The organism is Pseudomonas sp. (assembly GCF_049653025.1).
Taxonomy (GTDB): domain Bacteria; phylum Pseudomonadota; class Gammaproteobacteria; order Pseudomonadales; family Pseudomonadaceae; genus Aquipseudomonas.
Map to the genome: position 1 here is coordinate 195,379 of NZ_JBASFM010000008.1, position 16,174 is coordinate 211,552.

The 16,174-nt window shown below is 63.4% G+C and carries 12 protein-coding genes; all 12 read right to left on the minus strand.

Translation table 11 applies throughout. The features are described 5' to 3' along the window. Positions 1-87 precede the first annotated feature (87 nt). A complete protein-coding gene (gene urtA, locus WBK23_RS08735; RefSeq protein ID WP_424483582.1) occupies positions 88-1,353 on the minus strand; it encodes an urea ABC transporter substrate-binding protein in 1,266 nt (421 codons plus the stop codon). Between the two features lie 82 nt (positions 1,354-1,435). Further along, positions 1,436-2,167 carry a GntR family transcriptional regulator gene (locus WBK23_RS08740; protein ID WP_424483583.1) on the minus strand — a complete coding sequence of 244 codons (732 nt, stop codon included), beginning with the start codon at positions 2,165-2,167 and terminating at the stop codon, positions 1,436-1,438. A 2-nt stretch (positions 2,168-2,169) separates the two neighbouring features. Then, positions 2,170-3,972, minus strand: a complete 1,803-nt coding sequence (gene atzF, locus WBK23_RS08745) for an allophanate hydrolase (RefSeq protein WP_424483584.1) — start codon at positions 3,970-3,972, stop codon at positions 2,170-2,172. Positions 3,973-4,121: 149 nt separating this feature from the next. Continuing rightward, positions 4,122-4,724, minus strand: a complete 603-nt coding sequence (locus tag WBK23_RS08750; RefSeq protein ID WP_424483585.1) for a MarC family protein — start codon at positions 4,722-4,724, stop codon at positions 4,122-4,124. A gap of 62 nt (positions 4,725-4,786) precedes the next feature. After that, on the minus strand, positions 4,787-7,528 hold the full coding sequence (locus WBK23_RS08755; protein ID WP_424483651.1) for a response regulator: 2,742 nt from the start codon (positions 7,526-7,528) through the stop codon (positions 4,787-4,789). 152 nt (positions 7,529-7,680) lie between these two features. Beyond that, complete coding sequence (gene purD, locus WBK23_RS08760) at positions 7,681-8,973, minus strand: phosphoribosylamine--glycine ligase (protein WP_424483586.1); 1,293 nt, start codon at positions 8,971-8,973, stop codon at positions 7,681-7,683. A 198-nt stretch (positions 8,974-9,171) separates the two neighbouring features. Further along, on the minus strand, positions 9,172-10,779 hold the full coding sequence (gene purH / locus WBK23_RS08765; RefSeq protein ID WP_424483587.1) for a bifunctional phosphoribosylaminoimidazolecarboxamide formyltransferase/IMP cyclohydrolase: 1,608 nt from the start codon (positions 10,777-10,779) through the stop codon (positions 9,172-9,174). 91 nt (positions 10,780-10,870) lie between these two features. Further along, positions 10,871-11,191, minus strand: a complete 321-nt coding sequence (gene fis, locus WBK23_RS08770) for a DNA-binding transcriptional regulator Fis (protein WP_160013071.1) — start codon at positions 11,189-11,191, stop codon at positions 10,871-10,873. Further along, positions 11,188-12,186 (minus strand): tRNA dihydrouridine synthase DusB, encoded by a 999-nt coding sequence (dusB, locus tag WBK23_RS08775; RefSeq protein ID WP_424483588.1) that lies wholly within the window; start codon positions 12,184-12,186, stop codon positions 11,188-11,190. Before dusB ends, fis begins: the two co-directional genes overlap by 4 nt. A 179-nt stretch (positions 12,187-12,365) precedes the next feature. Continuing rightward, positions 12,366-13,724: a DUF3426 domain-containing protein gene (locus tag WBK23_RS08780; protein ID WP_424483589.1), complete on the minus strand. Its 1,359-nt coding sequence runs from the start codon at positions 13,722-13,724 to the stop codon at positions 12,366-12,368. Positions 13,725-13,800: 76 nt separating this feature from the next. Next, complete coding sequence (gene prmA, locus WBK23_RS08785; protein WP_424483590.1) at positions 13,801-14,679, minus strand: 50S ribosomal protein L11 methyltransferase; 879 nt, start codon at positions 14,677-14,679, stop codon at positions 13,801-13,803. A 143-nt stretch (positions 14,680-14,822) separates the two neighbouring features. Continuing rightward, positions 14,823-16,172, minus strand: coding sequence for an acetyl-CoA carboxylase biotin carboxylase subunit (accC, locus tag WBK23_RS08790; protein WP_424483591.1), 1,350 nt, complete (start codon positions 16,170-16,172; stop codon positions 14,823-14,825). Positions 16,173-16,174 lie beyond the last annotated feature (2 nt).

Sequence of the window (16,174 nt, forward strand, 5' to 3'; positions counted from 1 at the left end):
GCGCTGGCGCGGCGGGTGGCAAGCCTTGGCCCGGATGCGATCCGGGCAGGGCGTTCCCGGATTACATCCGGGCTTACTGGCAGTTGCTTAGTTCGACTTGACCGCGTAATCCGGCTTCTTGTCGTTGCCTTCGATAAACGGGCTCCACGGCTGGGCGCGGACTGGGCTGCTGGTTTCCCAGACCACGGAGAACTGCCCGTCTTCCTGGATTTCACCGATCATCACCGGCTTGTGCAGGTGGTGGTTGGTCTTGTCCATGGTCAGGGTGTAGCCGCTCGGCGCGGCGAAGGTCTGGCCGTAGAGGGCGGTGCGCACTTTGTCGACGTCAGTGGTGCCGGCTTTCTCGACCGCTTGCGCCCACATATGAATGCCCACATAGGTGGCTTCCATCGGGTCGTTGGTCACGGCTTTGTCCGCGCCCGGCAGGCCCTTGGCTTTGGCGTAAGCCTTCCATTTGTTGACGAACGCGGTGTTGACCGGGTTTTCCACCGACTGGAAGTAGTTCCACGCGGCCAGGTGGCCGACCAGCGGCTTGGTGTCGATGCCGCGCAGTTCTTCTTCACCTACGGAGAAGGCCACCACCGGTACGTCGGTGGCTTCCAGGCCCTGGTTGGCCAGTTCCTTGTAGAACGGCACGTTGGAGTCGCCGTTGACGGTGGAGATCACCGCAGTCTTGCCGCCGGCGGAGAACTTCTTGATGTTGGCGACGATGGTTTGGTAGTCGCTATGACCGAACGGGGTGTAGACCTCTTCGATGTCTTTCTCGGCCACGCCCTTGCTGATCAGGAAGGCGCGCAGGATCTTGTTGGTGGTGCGTGGGTAGACGTAATCGGTGCCGAGCAGGAAGTAGCGCTTGGCCGCGCCGCCGTCTTCGCTCATCAGGTACTCGACCGCCGGGATGGCTTGCTGGTTTGGCGCGGCGCCGGTGTAGAAGACGTTCGGCGACATCTCTTCGCCTTCGTATTGCACCGGGTAGAACAGCAGGCCGTTGAGCTCTTCAAAGACCGGCAGCACGGACTTGCGTGACACCGAGGTCCAGCAGCCGAAGACCACGTCGACCTTGTCCTGGGTCAGCAGCTGGCGGCCCTTCTCGGCGAACAGCGGCCAGTTGGAGGCCGGGTCAACCACCACGGCTTCCAGTTGCTTGCCGTTGACGCCGCCCTTGGCGTTGATCTCGTCGATGGTCATCAGCGCCATGTCTTTCAGCGAGGTTTCCGAGATGGCCATGGTGCCGGACAGCGAGTGCAGGATGCCGACCTTGATGGTCTCGGCGGCTTGCACGGTCCAGGTCATGCCCATGGCGGCGATGGATGCGGACAGGGTAAAGGCCTTGATCAGATTGCGACGTTGCATGGTGCGATCTCCATTCACGAGCTTAGGTATTTGAACTGCTGGTTTTTAGTTGTTTGTCTGGCAGTGAAAACAGGGTCTACGCCTAAGGGGCCACTTCGGGTGCCGGCATGCTGCGCTGACGCGCGCTGTGCAGCATGTGCAGGGTGATCTTGCGCACTTCGGCCTTGCTGACCTCTATATGGGTCCTGAGCAATAGCTGTGCCTCTTCGCACCGGCGCGCCAAAATCGCCGCGAGAATTTCTCCGTGTTCCTCATAAGTGGCCGCCACGCGCGGGCTCTGGGTGAAGTCCAAACGCCTGATAATGCGGATCTTCTCGCTGATCTCGGCGTGCAGGCGGGCCATCTCGCGGTTGCCAGCGGCCTCGACCAGCAGGCAGTGAAAACGCTCATCCAGGCGTGAGACTTCGCGGCCGTCCGCTAAACGTTGCTCGGGTTGCACCAACCAGGTGCGCTCAAGTTGCACCAGTGCGGCGGATTGCTCGTCTTGGGGGCGCTCGCACAAATGCCGCACAGCCTCCAGTTCGAGGACGATGCGCACCTCGTACAGCTCTTCGAAATGGGCGAAGTCGAACGGCTTGACCTGCCAGCCGCTGCGGAAATACACCTGCAGGTAATCCTCACGCTGCAGGCGATACAGCGCCTGGCGCACCGGCGTACGGCTGACCGCCATGCGCTCGGCGATCTCTCCTTCGGAGAAGCGATCACCGGGCAGCAGCCGGAACTCAAAGATGTCGTCCTTGAGCTGCTGGTAGATGCGCTCGGCGAGATTCTCCGGACGCTCTTTAGCTGTGCGCGCTGCGCCGGTCAGTTGCATGCTCAGGCCTGCTGCTGGCTGGCGATAAACGCGCGCCAGCCGCCGAAGCTGGTGATATCGCGGGCGCCGTTCAGGGCGCAGGGCTCGCAGATAAAACCTTTGACCCAGCGGCCGTCGGCCAGCTGCAGGTTGCCGATACCCAGCGGGGTGGGGATTTCCGCGACAAATTCGCCAAAGCGCGCCTGCGGGATATCCCACAGCTCGACGATGATCGCCGCGCCGTCTTCGGTCACTCGCGCCAGGCCGGGTTTCGGCGGCACGGTGCCGGGCAGAGCATACAGGCGATACGTGGCGGCGCTGCTGGTTTGCTCGACCAGCACGGCATCGCGGTTGGTCAGCTGGAAGTTCAGCGGCATGCCGGTCAGGTGCGCGCCGACTACGGCGACGCGTACGCAGCCCGGAGCTGGACTGTTGCTGGCAGCTTGCGCGGGCAGTGCGCGGCCGGTGGCACCCAGTGGCAGATTGAGGGCCTGCTGCCAGCGCTGGCCAAAGGCGGCGAGTGCTTGGTCGTGCCAGGCCGGGGCGATCAGGGTGATACCGGCGGGCAGACCGTCGGCACGCATACCGGCGGGTACCGCCAGGGCCGACAGGTCCGCGAGGTTGGTGAAGTTGGTGTAGGTGCCGAACTGGCTGTTAAACAGCACTGGCTCGGCGTCCATCTCGGCCAGGCTGCGAAGGGTCGGCGAGGTCGGTACTACCAGGGCATCGAAGCCGGTCAGGATTTCGTTGATCGTGCGGCTCAGTTCGGCGCGGATATATTCGGCCTTGTAGGCATCGCAGGCGCTGTACGTGTGGCCGTTGGCGACGATGCCGCGCACCACCGGGTTGATATGTTCAGGGTTGACGCCCTCCACCGCCACCGTGCGTTCAGCGACCCAGCTGCCGTAATAGAGCTGCTCGGCCAACTGCTGGAAGGGCGTAAAGTCGATTTCCACCAGTTCCGCGCCCAGTTCGCACAGCTGGCCCAGGGCCTGCTCGAACACCGCCTGGTTCTGCGTATCGCCAAAGAACTCGGGGTTGCTCGGCACTGCCAAACGCGGTTTGGCCGGCATGCCGACCTTGGCGCTGTTGGGGTTCTTGCGGCTGTAGGGATCGGCTGCGTCATAGCCACCGGCGATCTGCGCCACGCTCAGGGCATCGCTGACGGTCAGGGCAAAGACCGAGATGCAATCCAGCGTCTTGCAGGCCGGCACCAAGCCGCTATTGGACAGCCAGCCCTTGCTCGGTTTGAGTCCGACAATATTGTTGAAGCCGGCCGGCACGCGGCCGGAGCCAGCGGTGTCGGTGCCCAGGGCAAACGGCACCAGGCCGCGCGCCACCACACTGGCCGAGCCCGAGCTGGAACCGCCGCTGACGTAAGCGGGGTTGAAACTGTTGGGCACCGCGCCATAAGGCGAGCGGGTGCCGACCAGACCGGTAGCGAATTGGTCGAGGTTGGTCTTGCCGAGCAGGATCGCCCCGGCGGCGCGCAGGCGCGCGATCACCGTGGCATCGGCCTGTGCGGTGTAGGCGAATTCAGGGCAGGCGGCGGTGGTGGCCCAGCCGGCGGCGTCGATATTGTCCTTGCTGGCGAAGGGTACGCCGTACAGCGGCAGCTTGCTCAGGTCGCCGCCGACGCTTTGCAGCAGCGCCGGCAAGGTGTCGAGCTGGGCGTTGAGCTGCGCTTCGCTGGCCAGGCTGATCCAGGCGTTATCGGCGCTGCTCAGTTCAAGGTGCAGGCTATGCAGCAGTTCGGCAGGCGATTGGCCATCGCGGTAGGCCTGTTGCCAGTCGGCGAGGGTGAAGGCGAGCGGTGCTTGGCTCATGCGTTAAATCCCATCTTGTATCCAAGTGATGGGGTGGCCTGAGCAAGGCGGATGCCAGTTCTAAAAACTGGATTTATTTCAATGAGTTGAAGGGTAGTCGCGGGGTTCGGCGGGTGCTTGTGTGCACCGCCGCGGGGCTGGCTGCGAGCTTATGGTGCGCCGCCCAGGTAGTTGCGCACGCCGGTGAAGATGATCTGCGCCGCCAGGGCACAAACGAACAGGCCCATCAGGCGACTGACGATCTGCAGGCCCTGGTCGCCGAGCAGGCGCTCGAACTGGTTGGACAGATAGAGCACCACGCCCACCGTGAAGCTGGCCAGGGCAATGCCCAGCACCGCGACGGCCTTGTCGCCCCAGTCCGGCTGGCTCGCGCCCATCAGCAGCAGTGCGCCGATGGTGCCGGGGCCGACGGTGAGCGGGATGGTCAGCGGCACGATGGTCACGTCCTGCTGCACGTTATCGCTCTGCACCGCCGATTTGCCCTGGGCCATGCCGAGGGCCGAGATAAACAGCACGCTGCCGGCACCGATGCGGAAGGCGTCGATGGTGATGCCGAACAGGGTGAAGATGTGTTTACCGAACAGGTACAGCAGCACGCTGGCGATCAGCACGCCGAGCGCGACTTTCCAGGCCAGGCGCTTGCGCTCCTTGACCGTGTAGCCGCGGCTCAGGCCGATAAAGCACGACAGCACGAAGAACGGGCTATAGAGCACCAGCAGTTTCAAATACAGGCTGAACAGCGCGGACGCCATGGAAAGGACTCGTCTCTAAAAATGATTGGGCTTGAGTGTAGAAGCCGCCCGGAGCAAGGCGGTCAGGACGGCAGGGCGTCGCGCTGGCGGCGGATTTCCCGTTCGGCGACCCAGTGCTCGATCAGCTCGCGCAGTTGCGACATTTCCACCGGTTTGGACATGTGTCCGTCCATGCCGACCTGGCGCGCTCGCTCCTTGTGCTCATTGAGGATATGCGCGGTGAGCGCCACCACCGGGGTGCGTGGGCGCTGTTCGGCGGCCTCCCAGGCGCGCAGCTGCTCGGTGGCGGAGAAGCCGTCGAGTATTGGCATTTCGCAGTCCATCAGCACCAGGTCGTACTGCTGCGCCTTCATCGCGCTGAGCGCTTCCTCGCCGTTGCTGGCCGTCTCGGGCTGCAGGTTGAGCTTGCCGAGCATGCCGCGAATCACCTTGGTGGAGATGGTGTTGTCCTCGGCGACCAGGATGCGGAAATCGCTCGGCACATGCAGTGGCGGGCTGGCCGGGTTGGCTGTGAACAGCGGCGAGTCGCCCTTGCCGCGCTGTGCCAGCTCGTCGGCCAGGGTGGTTTTCAGGGTGTAGCCGGCCACCGGCTTGGCCAGGATGCGTTTGATCCCGGCGTTGCGCGCGATGATCTTGCTCGGCGCATTGCTGATGCCGGTGAGCATGATCAGCAGAATGTCGTGGTTGAGGTTGGCGTCTTCCTTGATTCGCGCGGCCAGTTGCATGCCGGTCATGCCGGGCATGTCCTGGTCGAGCAGCACCGCATCGAAATATTCACGCAGGTGCGCCTTGGTGCGCAGCAGGGCCATGGCCTCCTTGCCGGAGGGCACGGCGCTGACGTGCATGCCCCAAGCCGTGCATTGCTGCACCAGGACCTTGCGGCAGGTGTCGTTGTCGTCGACCACCAGCAGGCGCGCGCCTTGCAGGGATGCGTCGAGATCGGCGGTCGGTTGTTCCAGGCGCGCGGCGTCCAGCGGCAGGGTCAGCCACAGGGTCGAGCCCTGGTTGCCGCCGCTCTGGATGCCGAACTCGCCGTCCATCAGGCGCACCAGCTGGCGCGCGATGATCAGGCCGAGGCGGCCGCCGAGTTTGGTCGCGGCGAGGAAGTCCTTGCTGTGCAGTTCGGCATTCAGCAGGGCATCGCGTTCGCTGGCATCCAGCGGCTTGCCGCTGTCCTGTACGGCAATCCGCAGGCGCGCGTGCTCGGTGGTGGTGTCGAGCGCCACCACCAGGAGAATCTCGCCTTCGTCGGTCTGCTTGAAGGCGTTGTCCAGCAGGCTCAGCAGGGTCTGGCGCAGGCGCGTGGGGTCGCCGCTGATCACCCGTGGCACTTGCGGCTGCATAAAGCTAATCAGCTCGACTTTCTGCTGCTCGGCCTTGGCGCGGAAGATATCCAGGCAGTCTTCGATCAGCGCGTTGAGGTCGAACTGCACGTCGTCCAGTTCGATCTGCCCGGACTCCAGCTTGGAAATGTCGAGAATCTCGTTGATCAGGGTCAGCAGCTCGTTGCCCGAGCTGTGGATGGTCTGCACGTAGTCGCGCTGCTTGGCCGACAGCGGGGTGCCGAGCAGCAGTTCGGTCATACCCAGCACACCATTCATCGGGGTGCGGATCTCGTGGCTGATCTTGGCGAGGAATTCGGCCTTGGCTTTCAGTTCGGCGGAGCTGGCGGCGAGGGCGCGGCTGGTGCTGAAGTGGTCGTGCATGATGCGTCGCTGTCGTTCGCTCAACGCCATGCTGAGGATAAAGCCGCTGGTCGCGGTCACGGCCAGCAGGCCGTAGGCCATCCATTCGCTCTGCACCGCCCAGTAGCCGAACAGCACCGGCAGGGCGCAGATAAAGGCCACGCAGAACAGCAGGATGGCCAGGCTGAACAGCCGTGCCGGCTGGTAGCCATGCCGCCAGTGGGTCAGCGACACCAGCAGGATGCTCAGGCCGGCGATGGCGTTGAGCAGGTAGACCAGTTGGTTGAATTGCAGGTTGGTGGCCACCAGCAGGATCACGCAGACCAGGCTGATCACTACCACCTCGCCCGTCAGCAGGTGGTTCAGCGGCGTGCTCGGGCAGACCTTATGGAAAAAACTGGCGGTAAAGCACAGGGCGCAGAGTGCGGCCAGCAGCATCGACAGGTTGGCGATCTGCGGCTGCAGGCTTTGCCATTCGCTGAGCCAGGGCGTGCTGATGCCGAGCAGGCTGACCACCGCCACCAACTGGCAGGCCTGGGTCGCCGCCAGCCACAGGCCGCTCACCGCGCGGGTGTAGGCAAAACGCACCAGGTTGTAGGTCACCAGCATGCCGAGGCAGCCGAGCAGCAGGCCGAACAGCAGTGGGCGGTTGTCATCGGCGACCATCGCCTGCGCGCTTTGCAGGCTGATGCTGGGGCGTAGCGAATGTTCCGAAGCCAGACGCAAATAGATATCCAGCGGCTGTTCGGCTTTTGGCAGTGGCAGGAGGAAATCGCGGCTGGCCAGTGGCCGGCTGGAGAACGGCAGGTTGCTGCCGGTGTGGGCCTGCTCGATCAGGGTGTCGCCTTGCAGCACATAGAGGTCGAGGTAGGCCAGGTAAGGCGCGAATACGCGCAGCATCTGCGCATCGGTGTTGGCCTGCAGGCGGTGGTGCAGCCACAGCGCGCTGGAACCACCCGGGGTGTAGAGCTGGGTCAGGTCTGTGGGACGGAACTGCGCCTGCTGTTCGGGGCTGTGCACATCATTGAATTGCAGCTCGGCCGTAGGGTCGGTGAGGCTTGACCAGAATGCCTGCGGCTCTGCCTGGGCTGACGCTACGGTGAGCGCCATCAGCAGCATGCTGAATAGCAGGTGTGTGGCAGTCCTCAGCCGGGGCACAGTGAATTCCCTTCGAAAGTAAGTGGTCGGATTATAGCCAAGCTGTCCGCGAGGGAAATATGACAAAGGTGGCCATTTGGCCACCTTTGTCGTGTTTTACCCTTTATTTACCTTCACTTTTCCCCGCGTTCGCGGGCAATGGCGCGGTAACCGATATCGTTGCGGTAGAAACTGCCGCTCCAGCGCACTTTCTCGGCCAGGCGGTAGGCCTGTTGCTGGGCTTCCTCGACCGTACGGCCGATGGCAGTGGCGCAGAGTACGCGGCCGCCGGCGGTGACGATCTGCCCCGCCGCGTTCAGTGCGGTGCCGGCATGGAAGACTTTGCCTTCCAGTTGCGCGGCAGCCTCCAGGCCTTCGATCACATCGCCCTTGGCGTAGTCGGCTGGGTAACCGCCCGCGGCGATCACCACGCCCACGGTCGGGCGCGGGTCCCAGGTCGCTTCAACCTTGTCCAGCGCCTTGGCCAGCGCGGCCTCGACCAGCAGCACCAGAGAGGATTCCAGGCGGCACATGATCGGCTGGGTTTCCGGGTCGCCGAAGCGGCAGTTGAATTCGATGACCTTAGGGTTGCCGGCCTTGTCGATCATCAGCCCGGCGTAGAGGAAGCCGGTGTAGACGTTGCCTTCGTTGGCCATGCCGCGCACGGTCGGGTAGATGACTTCGTCCATCACCCGCTTGTGCACCTCGGCGGTAACCACTGGGGCCGGCGAATAGGCACCCATGCCGCCGGTGTTCGGGCCGGTATCGGCATCGCCGACGCGCTTGTGGTCCTGGCTGGTGGCCATCGGCAGCACGTTCTCGCCGTCGACCATGACGATAAACGAGGCTTCTTCGCCATCGAGGAATTCCTCGATCACCACGCGCGAGCCCGCTTCGCCAAAGGCATTGCCGGCGAGCATGTCGCGTACGGCGTCTTCGGCCTCAACCAGGGTCATGGCGACGATCACGCCTTTACCGGCGGCCAGGCCGTCGGCCTTGATCACGATTGGTGCACCGACCTTTTGCAGGTAGGCCAGGGCCGGCTCGACTTCGGTGAAGTTCTGGTAGTCGGCAGTCGGAATCTGCTGGCGGGCGAGGAAGTCCTTGGTGAACGCCTTGGAGCCTTCCAGCTGGGCGGCGGCGGCGGTAGGGCCGAAGATGTCCAGCTTGCGTGAACGGAACAGATCGACCACTCCTTTTACCAGCGGCGCTTCGGGGCCGACGATGGTCAGTTGTACGTTCTTCTCGGCGAAGTCGGCCAGCTGCTCGATGGCCAGCACGTCGATGGCGACGTTCTCGCACTTGGCTTCGGTAGCGGTGCCGGCGTTGCCGGGAGCGACGAAGACTTTGGCGACGCGCTTGTCCTGCGCCACTTTCCAGGCCAGGGCGTGTTCACGACCGCCGCTGCCAATAATCAATACGTTCATTGCGTTCTCCTTCAGGAGGCGGGCCTGCGGCCCGTTTGGTGGATAGAAAAGCGCTATCCACCCTACGAATTTCGAGGTTGCGATCGGGCTGGTAGATGCAAGGCGTCCGGTCCTTCACCCAGCGGAGTTGCCTTCTGGCAATGAGCATGGGGGGAGGGCCGGGCAACGCCGCAGATGCCTGTCCGAGTGCGGCCGATTTTAGTGCCTAAAGTGGCGCATGCCGGTGAACACCATGGCGATACCTGCTTCGTCGGCGGCGGCGATCACTTCCGCATCGCGCATCGAACCACCCGGCTGGATCACCGCGGTGATGCCGTTGGCCGCCGCGTTGTCCAGGCCGTCGCGGAACGGGAAGAAGGCGTCGGAGGCCATGACCGAGCCGGCGACTTGCAGGCCGGCGTGTTCGGCCTTGATCGCGGCGATACGCGCGGAGTTCACGCGGCTCATCTGGCCGGCACCGACGCCGATGGTCTGGCGGCCCTTGGCATAGACGATGGCGTTGGATTTAACGAACTTGGCCACTTTCCAGGCGAAGATCAGGTCGTGCACTTCCTGCTCGCTCGGCGCGCGCTGAGTGACGATCTTCAGGTCTTCTGCCTTGATCATGCCGATGTCGCGGCTCTGTACCAGGAGGCCGCCGTTGACGCGCTTGAAGTCCCAGCCGGCGCTGCGCTCGGCCGGCCATTCGCCGCATTCGAGCAGGCGCACGTTGGCTTTGGCGGCGACGATGGCGCGGGCTTCGGCGCTGATTTTCGGCGCGATGATCACTTCGACAAACTGGCGCTCGACGATGGCCTGGGCGGTGGCACCGTCCAGCTCGCGGTTAAAGGCGATGATGCCGCCAAACGCGGATTCGGTATCGGTGGCGTAGGCCAGTTCATAGGCCTGGCGGATGCCGCCTTCGCTGTCCAGGGCCACGGCCACGCCACACGGGTTGGCGTGCTTGACGATGACGCAGGCCGGTTTGACGAAGCTCTTCACGCATTCCAGCGCGGCGTCGGTGTCGGCGACGTTGTTGAACGACAGCTCCTTGCCCTGCAGCTGAATGGCGCTGGCCACGCTGGCCTCACCTTTCTGCGCTTCCACGTAGAACGCCGCGCTCTGGTGCGGGTTCTCGCCGTAGCGCATTTCCTGGGCCTTGATGAACTGGCTGTTGAAGGTGCGCGGGAAGGCACCGCGCTCTTCGGTGGAGAGGGTGTCGCGGCTCTGGTCGATGGTGCCCAGGTAGTTGGCGATCATGCCGTCGTAGGCGGCGGTGTGCTCGAAGGCTTTCAGCGCCAGGTCGAAGCGCTGGGCGTAGCTCAGGCCGCCGGCTTTCAGCGACTCGACGATGCCGGCGTAGTCGCCGGCGTTGACCACGATGGCCACGTCTTTGTGGTTCTTCGCCGCGGAGCGAACCATGGTCGGGCCGCCGATGTCGATGTTCTCGATGGCGTCGGCCAGGTCACAGCCCGGCTTGGCCACGGTGGCGGCGAACGGGTAGAGGTTGACCGCGACCAGGTCGATCGGCTTGATGCCGTGCTGCTCCATCACCGCGCCGTCGAGGGCGCGACGGCCGAGGATGCCGCCGTGGATCTTCGGGTGCAAGGTCTTGACGCGACCGTCCATCATCTCCGGGAAACCGGTGTAGTCGGCCACTTCCACGGCGGCGATGCCGTTGTCCTTGAGCAGCTTGTAAGTGCCGCCGGTGGAGAGGATTTCCACATTCAGGGCGACGAGCTCGCGGGCAAACTCGAGGATGCCGGTCTTGTCGGAAACACTGATCAAGGCGCGGCGAACGGGAAGGCGGGTGGTCTGGTCGGTCATTTCAGAGTCCATCAGGCGGAGGTATCGACATTTAAGGAGCTATCAGCAAAAAAGGCGGCCTAGATAAGCCGCCCTTTTCGGGAGTTCGGGGTCAGAGCAGGTCGTATTGCTTGAGCTTCTTGCGCAGGGTGCCGCGATTCAGGCCGAGCAGCTCGGAGGCCTTGGTCTGGTTGCCCTTGACGTAGTTCATCACGGTTTCCAGCAGCGGTGCTTCCACTTCGGTGAGCACCAGGTTGTACACGTCACTGACGTCTGCGCCCTCAAGATGGGCGAAATAATTATGCAGGGCCTTCTCGACGCTGCCGCGCAGGGTTTGTCCCTCTTCGCTTGGCGTATTGAGATGCTGCTTCAAACTGCTGTTGTCACTCACGGGAGCCATTCCACTCTCTAAGGTCTCAGTCAACATCGTCATGCGGCCACCCCTTCTCCATTGTTATGACGTTCGCTGAAAAACTCGCGAACGTTGGTGCACTGCGCGTCCGTACTGTCCAGACGATTGAAGTGGGCGCGAAACTCCCTGGCGCCCGGCAAGGTTGCGAGATACCAACTGACATGCTTGCGGGCAATGCGAACGCCCATTACATCGCCGTAGAAGGCGTGCAGTGCAGCCAGATGTTCAAGCAGAATGCGTTCCACTTCGAGCAGGCTGGGTGCCGGGAGCTGTTCACCGGTACGCAGGTAATGCTCGATCTCACGGAATATCCACGGCCGGCCCTGAGCCGCGCGACCGATCAGCAGGCCGTCGGCCCCCGTGGCGGCGAGCACGGCCTTGGCCTTCTGCGGCGAGTCGATATCGCCATTGGCCAGCACCGGAATCGACACCGCCTGCTTGATCGCTGCGATGGTGTCGTACTCGGCCTCGCCCATATACAGGTCGGCGCGGGTGCGGCCATGCACGGCCAGCGCGACGATTCCGGCGTCTTCGGCGATTTTCGCCACGGCGATGCCGTTCTTGTTCTCACGGTCCCAGCCGGTGCGGATCTTCAGGGTCACCGGTACGTCGACGGCGGCGACCACTGCCTGAAGAATCTCGCGAACTAACACTTCGTCTTTCAACAGCGCAGAGCCGGCGGCCTTGTTGCAGACCTTCTTGGCTGGGCAGCCCATGTTGATGTCGATGATTTGCGCGCCCATTTCCACGTTGCGCCGCGCTGCTTCGGCGAGCATCTCGGGATCACCACCGGCGATCTGCACCGAGCGTGGCTCGGGATCGCCGCTGTGCATCATGCGCAGGCTCGACTTGCGGGTGTTCCACAGGCGCACATCGCTGGTGACCATTTCCGACACCACCAGCCCCGCGCCCATGCGCTTGCACAGCTGCCGGAACGGCTGATCGGTGACGCCCGCCATGGGGGCGAGGATCAGCGAGTTTGGCAGTGTGTAGGGGCCGATGCGTAGCGCCGACATAGGGCTTCCCTGCTCAAGAGACCTGCTGTTGAACGAATAGGAGAGTGCGAAAAAGGGTGGGCATGATACCCGCTCTGGATGACCGGAGAAAGGCTGTTTTGAACAAATTCTGAACAGCTCTGGGCTTATCGCGAAGGGTTTGGTTGCGGCGGATTCTCAAGCAATTCGCCGCGTTCAGCCTATTCCGGCGAGTGGAAGCTCAGGCTGTAGTTCACCGCCTGGGTGCCTGGGTCGAGGATGTCCAGGGAGATGTGAATCGGCGTCTGCGGCGGCATTTCCGCGTTGCCGGCCAGCTCGCCGGCGAGGTATTCGCTGGGCTTGAAGCGACGGCTGGCGAGCAGTTGGCCGTTGATGTCGGCAAAGCGCATTTCCAGCAGCGGGAAGGGTTGCGAGAACGCCGCGCGGTTGTAGAGGATGGCGTCGACCACCAGCGCACCGCTGAACTCCGGGTGGCTGCGCACCACCAGGTTGCTGCTCTTGATCTGGGCGATATCGACCTTGGATGGCAGCTGGCAGCCGATGGCCGGGCACAGTTGTTCGAACCAGGGGCGGTACTGATCCTGGCGCGCCAATTCATCGAAGTGATAGATCACGTACTGCCCGGCCAGGGCGCTGGCCCCGATCAGGTTCAGCAGGCCCCAGCCGATCCAGCGGCCCCAAGGCTTCTGCGGTTGTTGCCAATCCAGTTGCAGCGGCTCGTCATCCAGTTCGAACAGGTGCTCGTCACGCAGTCCGGGTTCGTTGCGCGCGGCTTTCTTGGGCTCGATGGGTGCTTCGTCCTCATCGTCGTCGGCAGGCTCGTCGACGTACGCGGTAAAGGACTCGCGCTCGGCGTGCAGCTCGATATGTTCGATTTCAGGCTCAGGCTCAGGCTCAGGCTCAACGGCACGGCGGTCGAGAGGGCTAAAGATGGGCTCGTCTGCGGCCGGACTAAACGGCGGCAGCGGCGCAGCTGCAGGCTGCGGCGGTGTAACGGGACGCGCAGCGGGCAGTACGGCGGCGCTGGGTTCCGGGGTGAATGTAGGTTCGGTTCTGAGCGTCAGGTTGGCGGCGGGTTTGGGCTTTTCATCCTGCAGCAACGCTTCGGCCCAGCGTTCATCGAGCGGGTCGTGCTCAACCGGCTCAGGCGCCAGGAAGGTTTCGGCGTACTTGGGGGCGCTATCGATGGCGAGAAACTGCTTGGACAGCTGCTGCTCTTGCTCTTCCAGCTTGGCCAGTTCTTCGTCCAGATCGAGGCTGTCGAGATCCAGGTCGTCATGAATCCACAGGGTTTCGCTGGCCTTGGTGCTGGGCGCGGCAGCTACGGGCGCGACGCTCGGTGTAGGCGGTCGCGGGCTGGGCGATTCAGCTACAGGCTTGCTCGGTGCCGGTGTGGCGGCAGGCAGTGCCTGGCCTTGTTCGCGCAGTTGCTGCGCCGCATTGAACACATGCAGGCAGGCCCCGCAGCGCACGGCACCATGGGCTGCGCCCAGCTGCGTGAGGCTCACGCGAAAGCTGGTGCGGCAATGGGGGCACTGGGTGACGAAACTCTGGGTCATGCGGCGATCCGGCTAAACAAGGCGGCTAGTCTAACGCAAGTGCTCGGCAATGCAGCAGCTGTGCGCACTGGGGCGGTTAGCGGCGTACGCCACTGATACGTACCCAGCCGTCCTTATCGGCGGTCGGGTCGAGGATAAAAGCGTCGTTGTAAGCGGCGCGCACCTCTTCGGCCTGTTCGGCGAGGATGCCCGACAGCGCCAGGCGCCCGCCTGGCTTGACCAGGCTGGTGATCTGCGGTGCCAGCGCTACCAGTGGACCAGCGAGGATATTGGCCACCACTACGTCGGCCGGCTGTTGCGGCATGTCGTCCGGCAGGTAGAGCGGGAAGCGCGTTGGGTCGATACCGTTGCGCCCGGCGTTGTCGCGCGAGGCCTCGATGGCCTGGATGTCGATATCGGTGCCGACTGCCTGTGGCGCACCGAGCAGCAGGGCGGCAATCGCCAGGATGCCCGAGCCGCAACCGAAGTCGATCACGCTGCAATCCTGCAGGTTCTGGCCGTCCAGCCATTCCAGGCACAGTGCGGTGGTCGGGTGGGTGCCGGTGCCGAAGGCCAGGCCCGGATCGAGCAGCAGATTGACCGCGTCCGGCTCCGGCGCGGCGTGCCAGCTAGGCACGATCCACAGGCGCTGACCGAAACGCATCGGCTGGAAACCATCCATCCAGCTGCGCTCCCAGTCCTGATCGGCGATCACTTCGGCTTGGTGTTCCGGTAATTCGGCGCCGGTCAGCAGTTGCAGGTGAGCGAACACCGCGTTGGCGTCGGTATCGGCTTCGAACAGAGCGAGCAGGTGAGTGTGCGACCACAACGGCGTGGTGCCCAGGTCCGGCTCGAAAATTGGTTGGTCTTCGGCGTCCATAAAGGTCACCGACACGGCGCCGACTTCCAGCAACGCATCTTCGTAGGTTTCCGCTTGCTCCGGGGTGATGGCGAGACGGACTTGTAACCAGGGCATGGGAAACCTCGTGAACCTTGTGGCGGGATGGCGCAAATTGGCGCGCAGCTTACTTGAAGCCTGGGGTTACCTGCCACCTCAGGTAGGCCGGAAACGACAAGGGCTGCCGAATGGCAGCCCTTGTCTGTGTGCTTAGCCGAAGCTTAGTGCTTATCCATGCCCAGTTTCTTTTCGAGGTAGTGGATATTCACGCCGCCTTTGCAGAAGCCTTTGTCGCGGACCAGCATGCGGTGCAGCGGCACGTTGGTTTTGATGCCGTCGACCACGATCTCGTCCAGCGCGTTGCGCATACGGGCCATGGCCTCGTCGCGGGTGGCACCGTAGGTGATGATCTTGCCGATCAGCGAGTCGTAGTGCGGTGGTACGCTGTAGCCGCTGTACAGGTGCGAGTCCATCCGTACGCCGTTACCGCCTGGGGCGTGGAAGTGTTTGACCTTGCCGGGGCAGGGCATGAAGTTGTCCGGGTCTTCGGCGTTGATTCGGCATTCCAGCGAATGGCCGCGAATCACCACGTCACTTTGCTTGAACGACAGCTTGTTGCCAGCGGCGATGCTGAGCATCTCCTTGACGATGTCGATGCCGGTGACCATTTCCGAAACCGGATGCTCCACCTGAACGCGGGTGTTCATCTCGATAAAGTAGAAATGCCCATCTTCGTAGAGGAACTCGAAGGTGCCTGCGCCGCGGTAGCCGATCTCGATGCAGGCATCGACGCAGCGTTGCAGTACTTCGGCGCGGGCTTTTTCATCGATGCCCGGTGCTGGTGCTTCTTCCAATACCTTCTGGTGGCGGCGCTGCAGCGAGCAGTCGCGGTCACCTAGGTGGATGGCGTTGCCCTGGCCGTCGGACAGTACCTGGACTTCCACGTGACGTGGGTTGCCGAGGAACTTCTCCAGGTAGACCATCGGGTTGCCGAACACCGAGCCGGCTTCGCTGCGGGTCAGCTTGGCCGATTTGATCAGGTCTTCTTCCTTGTACACCACGCGCATGCCGCGACCACCGCCGCCGCCAGCGGCCTTGATGATCACCGGGTAACCGACTTCGCGGGCAATCTGCAGGGCGGTTTCTTCGTCTTCCGGCAGCGGGCCGTCAGAGCCGGGAACCACCGGTACGCCGGCGCGCTTCATGGCATCTTTGGCCGAGACTTTGTCGCCCATCAGGCGAATGGTCTCGGCTTTCGGGCCGATAAAGGCGAAGCCGGAGTTTTCCACCTGTTCGGCGAAATCGGCGTTTTCTGCAAGGAAGCCGTAGCCAGGGTGGATGGCGGTGGCACCGGTGACTTCAGCTGCGCTGATGATCGCCGGAATATTCAAATAGGACAGCGCGCCAGAGGCCGGGCCGATGCACACCGACTCGTCGGCCAGGCCCAGGTGCATCAGTTCGCGGTCAGCGGTGGAGTGCACCGCGACGGTCTTGATGCCCAGCTCTTTACAGGCGCGCAAGACGCGCAGGGCAATCTCGCCGCGGTTGGCGATCAGAACTTTTTCCAACATCG

Excerpts from the sequence above, each read along its gene's own strand:
- urtA (WP_424483582.1), bottom strand. The coding sequence starts at position 1,353 with ATGCAACGTCGCAATCTGATCAAGGCCTTTACCCTGTCCGCATCCATC.
- WBK23_RS08740 (WP_424483583.1), bottom strand. The coding sequence starts at position 2,167 with ATGCAACTGACCGGCGCAGCGCGCACAGCTAAAGAGCGTCCGGAGAAT.
- atzF (WP_424483584.1), bottom strand. The coding sequence starts at position 3,972 with ATGAGCCAAGCACCGCTCGCCTTCACCCTCGCCGACTGGCAACAGGCC.
- WBK23_RS08750 (WP_424483585.1), bottom strand. The coding sequence starts at position 4,724 with ATGGCGTCCGCGCTGTTCAGCCTGTATTTGAAACTGCTGGTGCTCTAT.
- WBK23_RS08755 (WP_424483651.1), bottom strand. The coding sequence starts at position 7,528 with ATGCTGCTGATGGCGCTCACCGTAGCGTCAGCCCAGGCAGAGCCGCAG.
- purD (WP_424483586.1), bottom strand. The coding sequence starts at position 8,973 with ATGAACGTATTGATTATTGGCAGCGGCGGTCGTGAACACGCCCTGGCC.
- purH (WP_424483587.1), bottom strand. The coding sequence starts at position 10,779 with ATGACCGACCAGACCACCCGCCTTCCCGTTCGCCGCGCCTTGATCAGT.
- fis (WP_160013071.1), bottom strand. The coding sequence starts at position 11,191 with ATGACGATGTTGACTGAGACCTTAGAGAGTGGAATGGCTCCCGTGAGT.
- dusB (WP_424483588.1), bottom strand. The coding sequence starts at position 12,186 with ATGTCGGCGCTACGCATCGGCCCCTACACACTGCCAAACTCGCTGATC.
- WBK23_RS08780 (WP_424483589.1), bottom strand. The coding sequence starts at position 13,724 with ATGACCCAGAGTTTCGTCACCCAGTGCCCCCATTGCCGCACCAGCTTT.
- prmA (WP_424483590.1), bottom strand. The coding sequence starts at position 14,679 with ATGCCCTGGTTACAAGTCCGTCTCGCCATCACCCCGGAGCAAGCGGAA.
- accC (WP_424483591.1), bottom strand. The coding sequence starts at position 16,172 with ATGTTGGAAAAAGTTCTGATCGCCAACCGCGGCGAGATTGCCCTGCGC.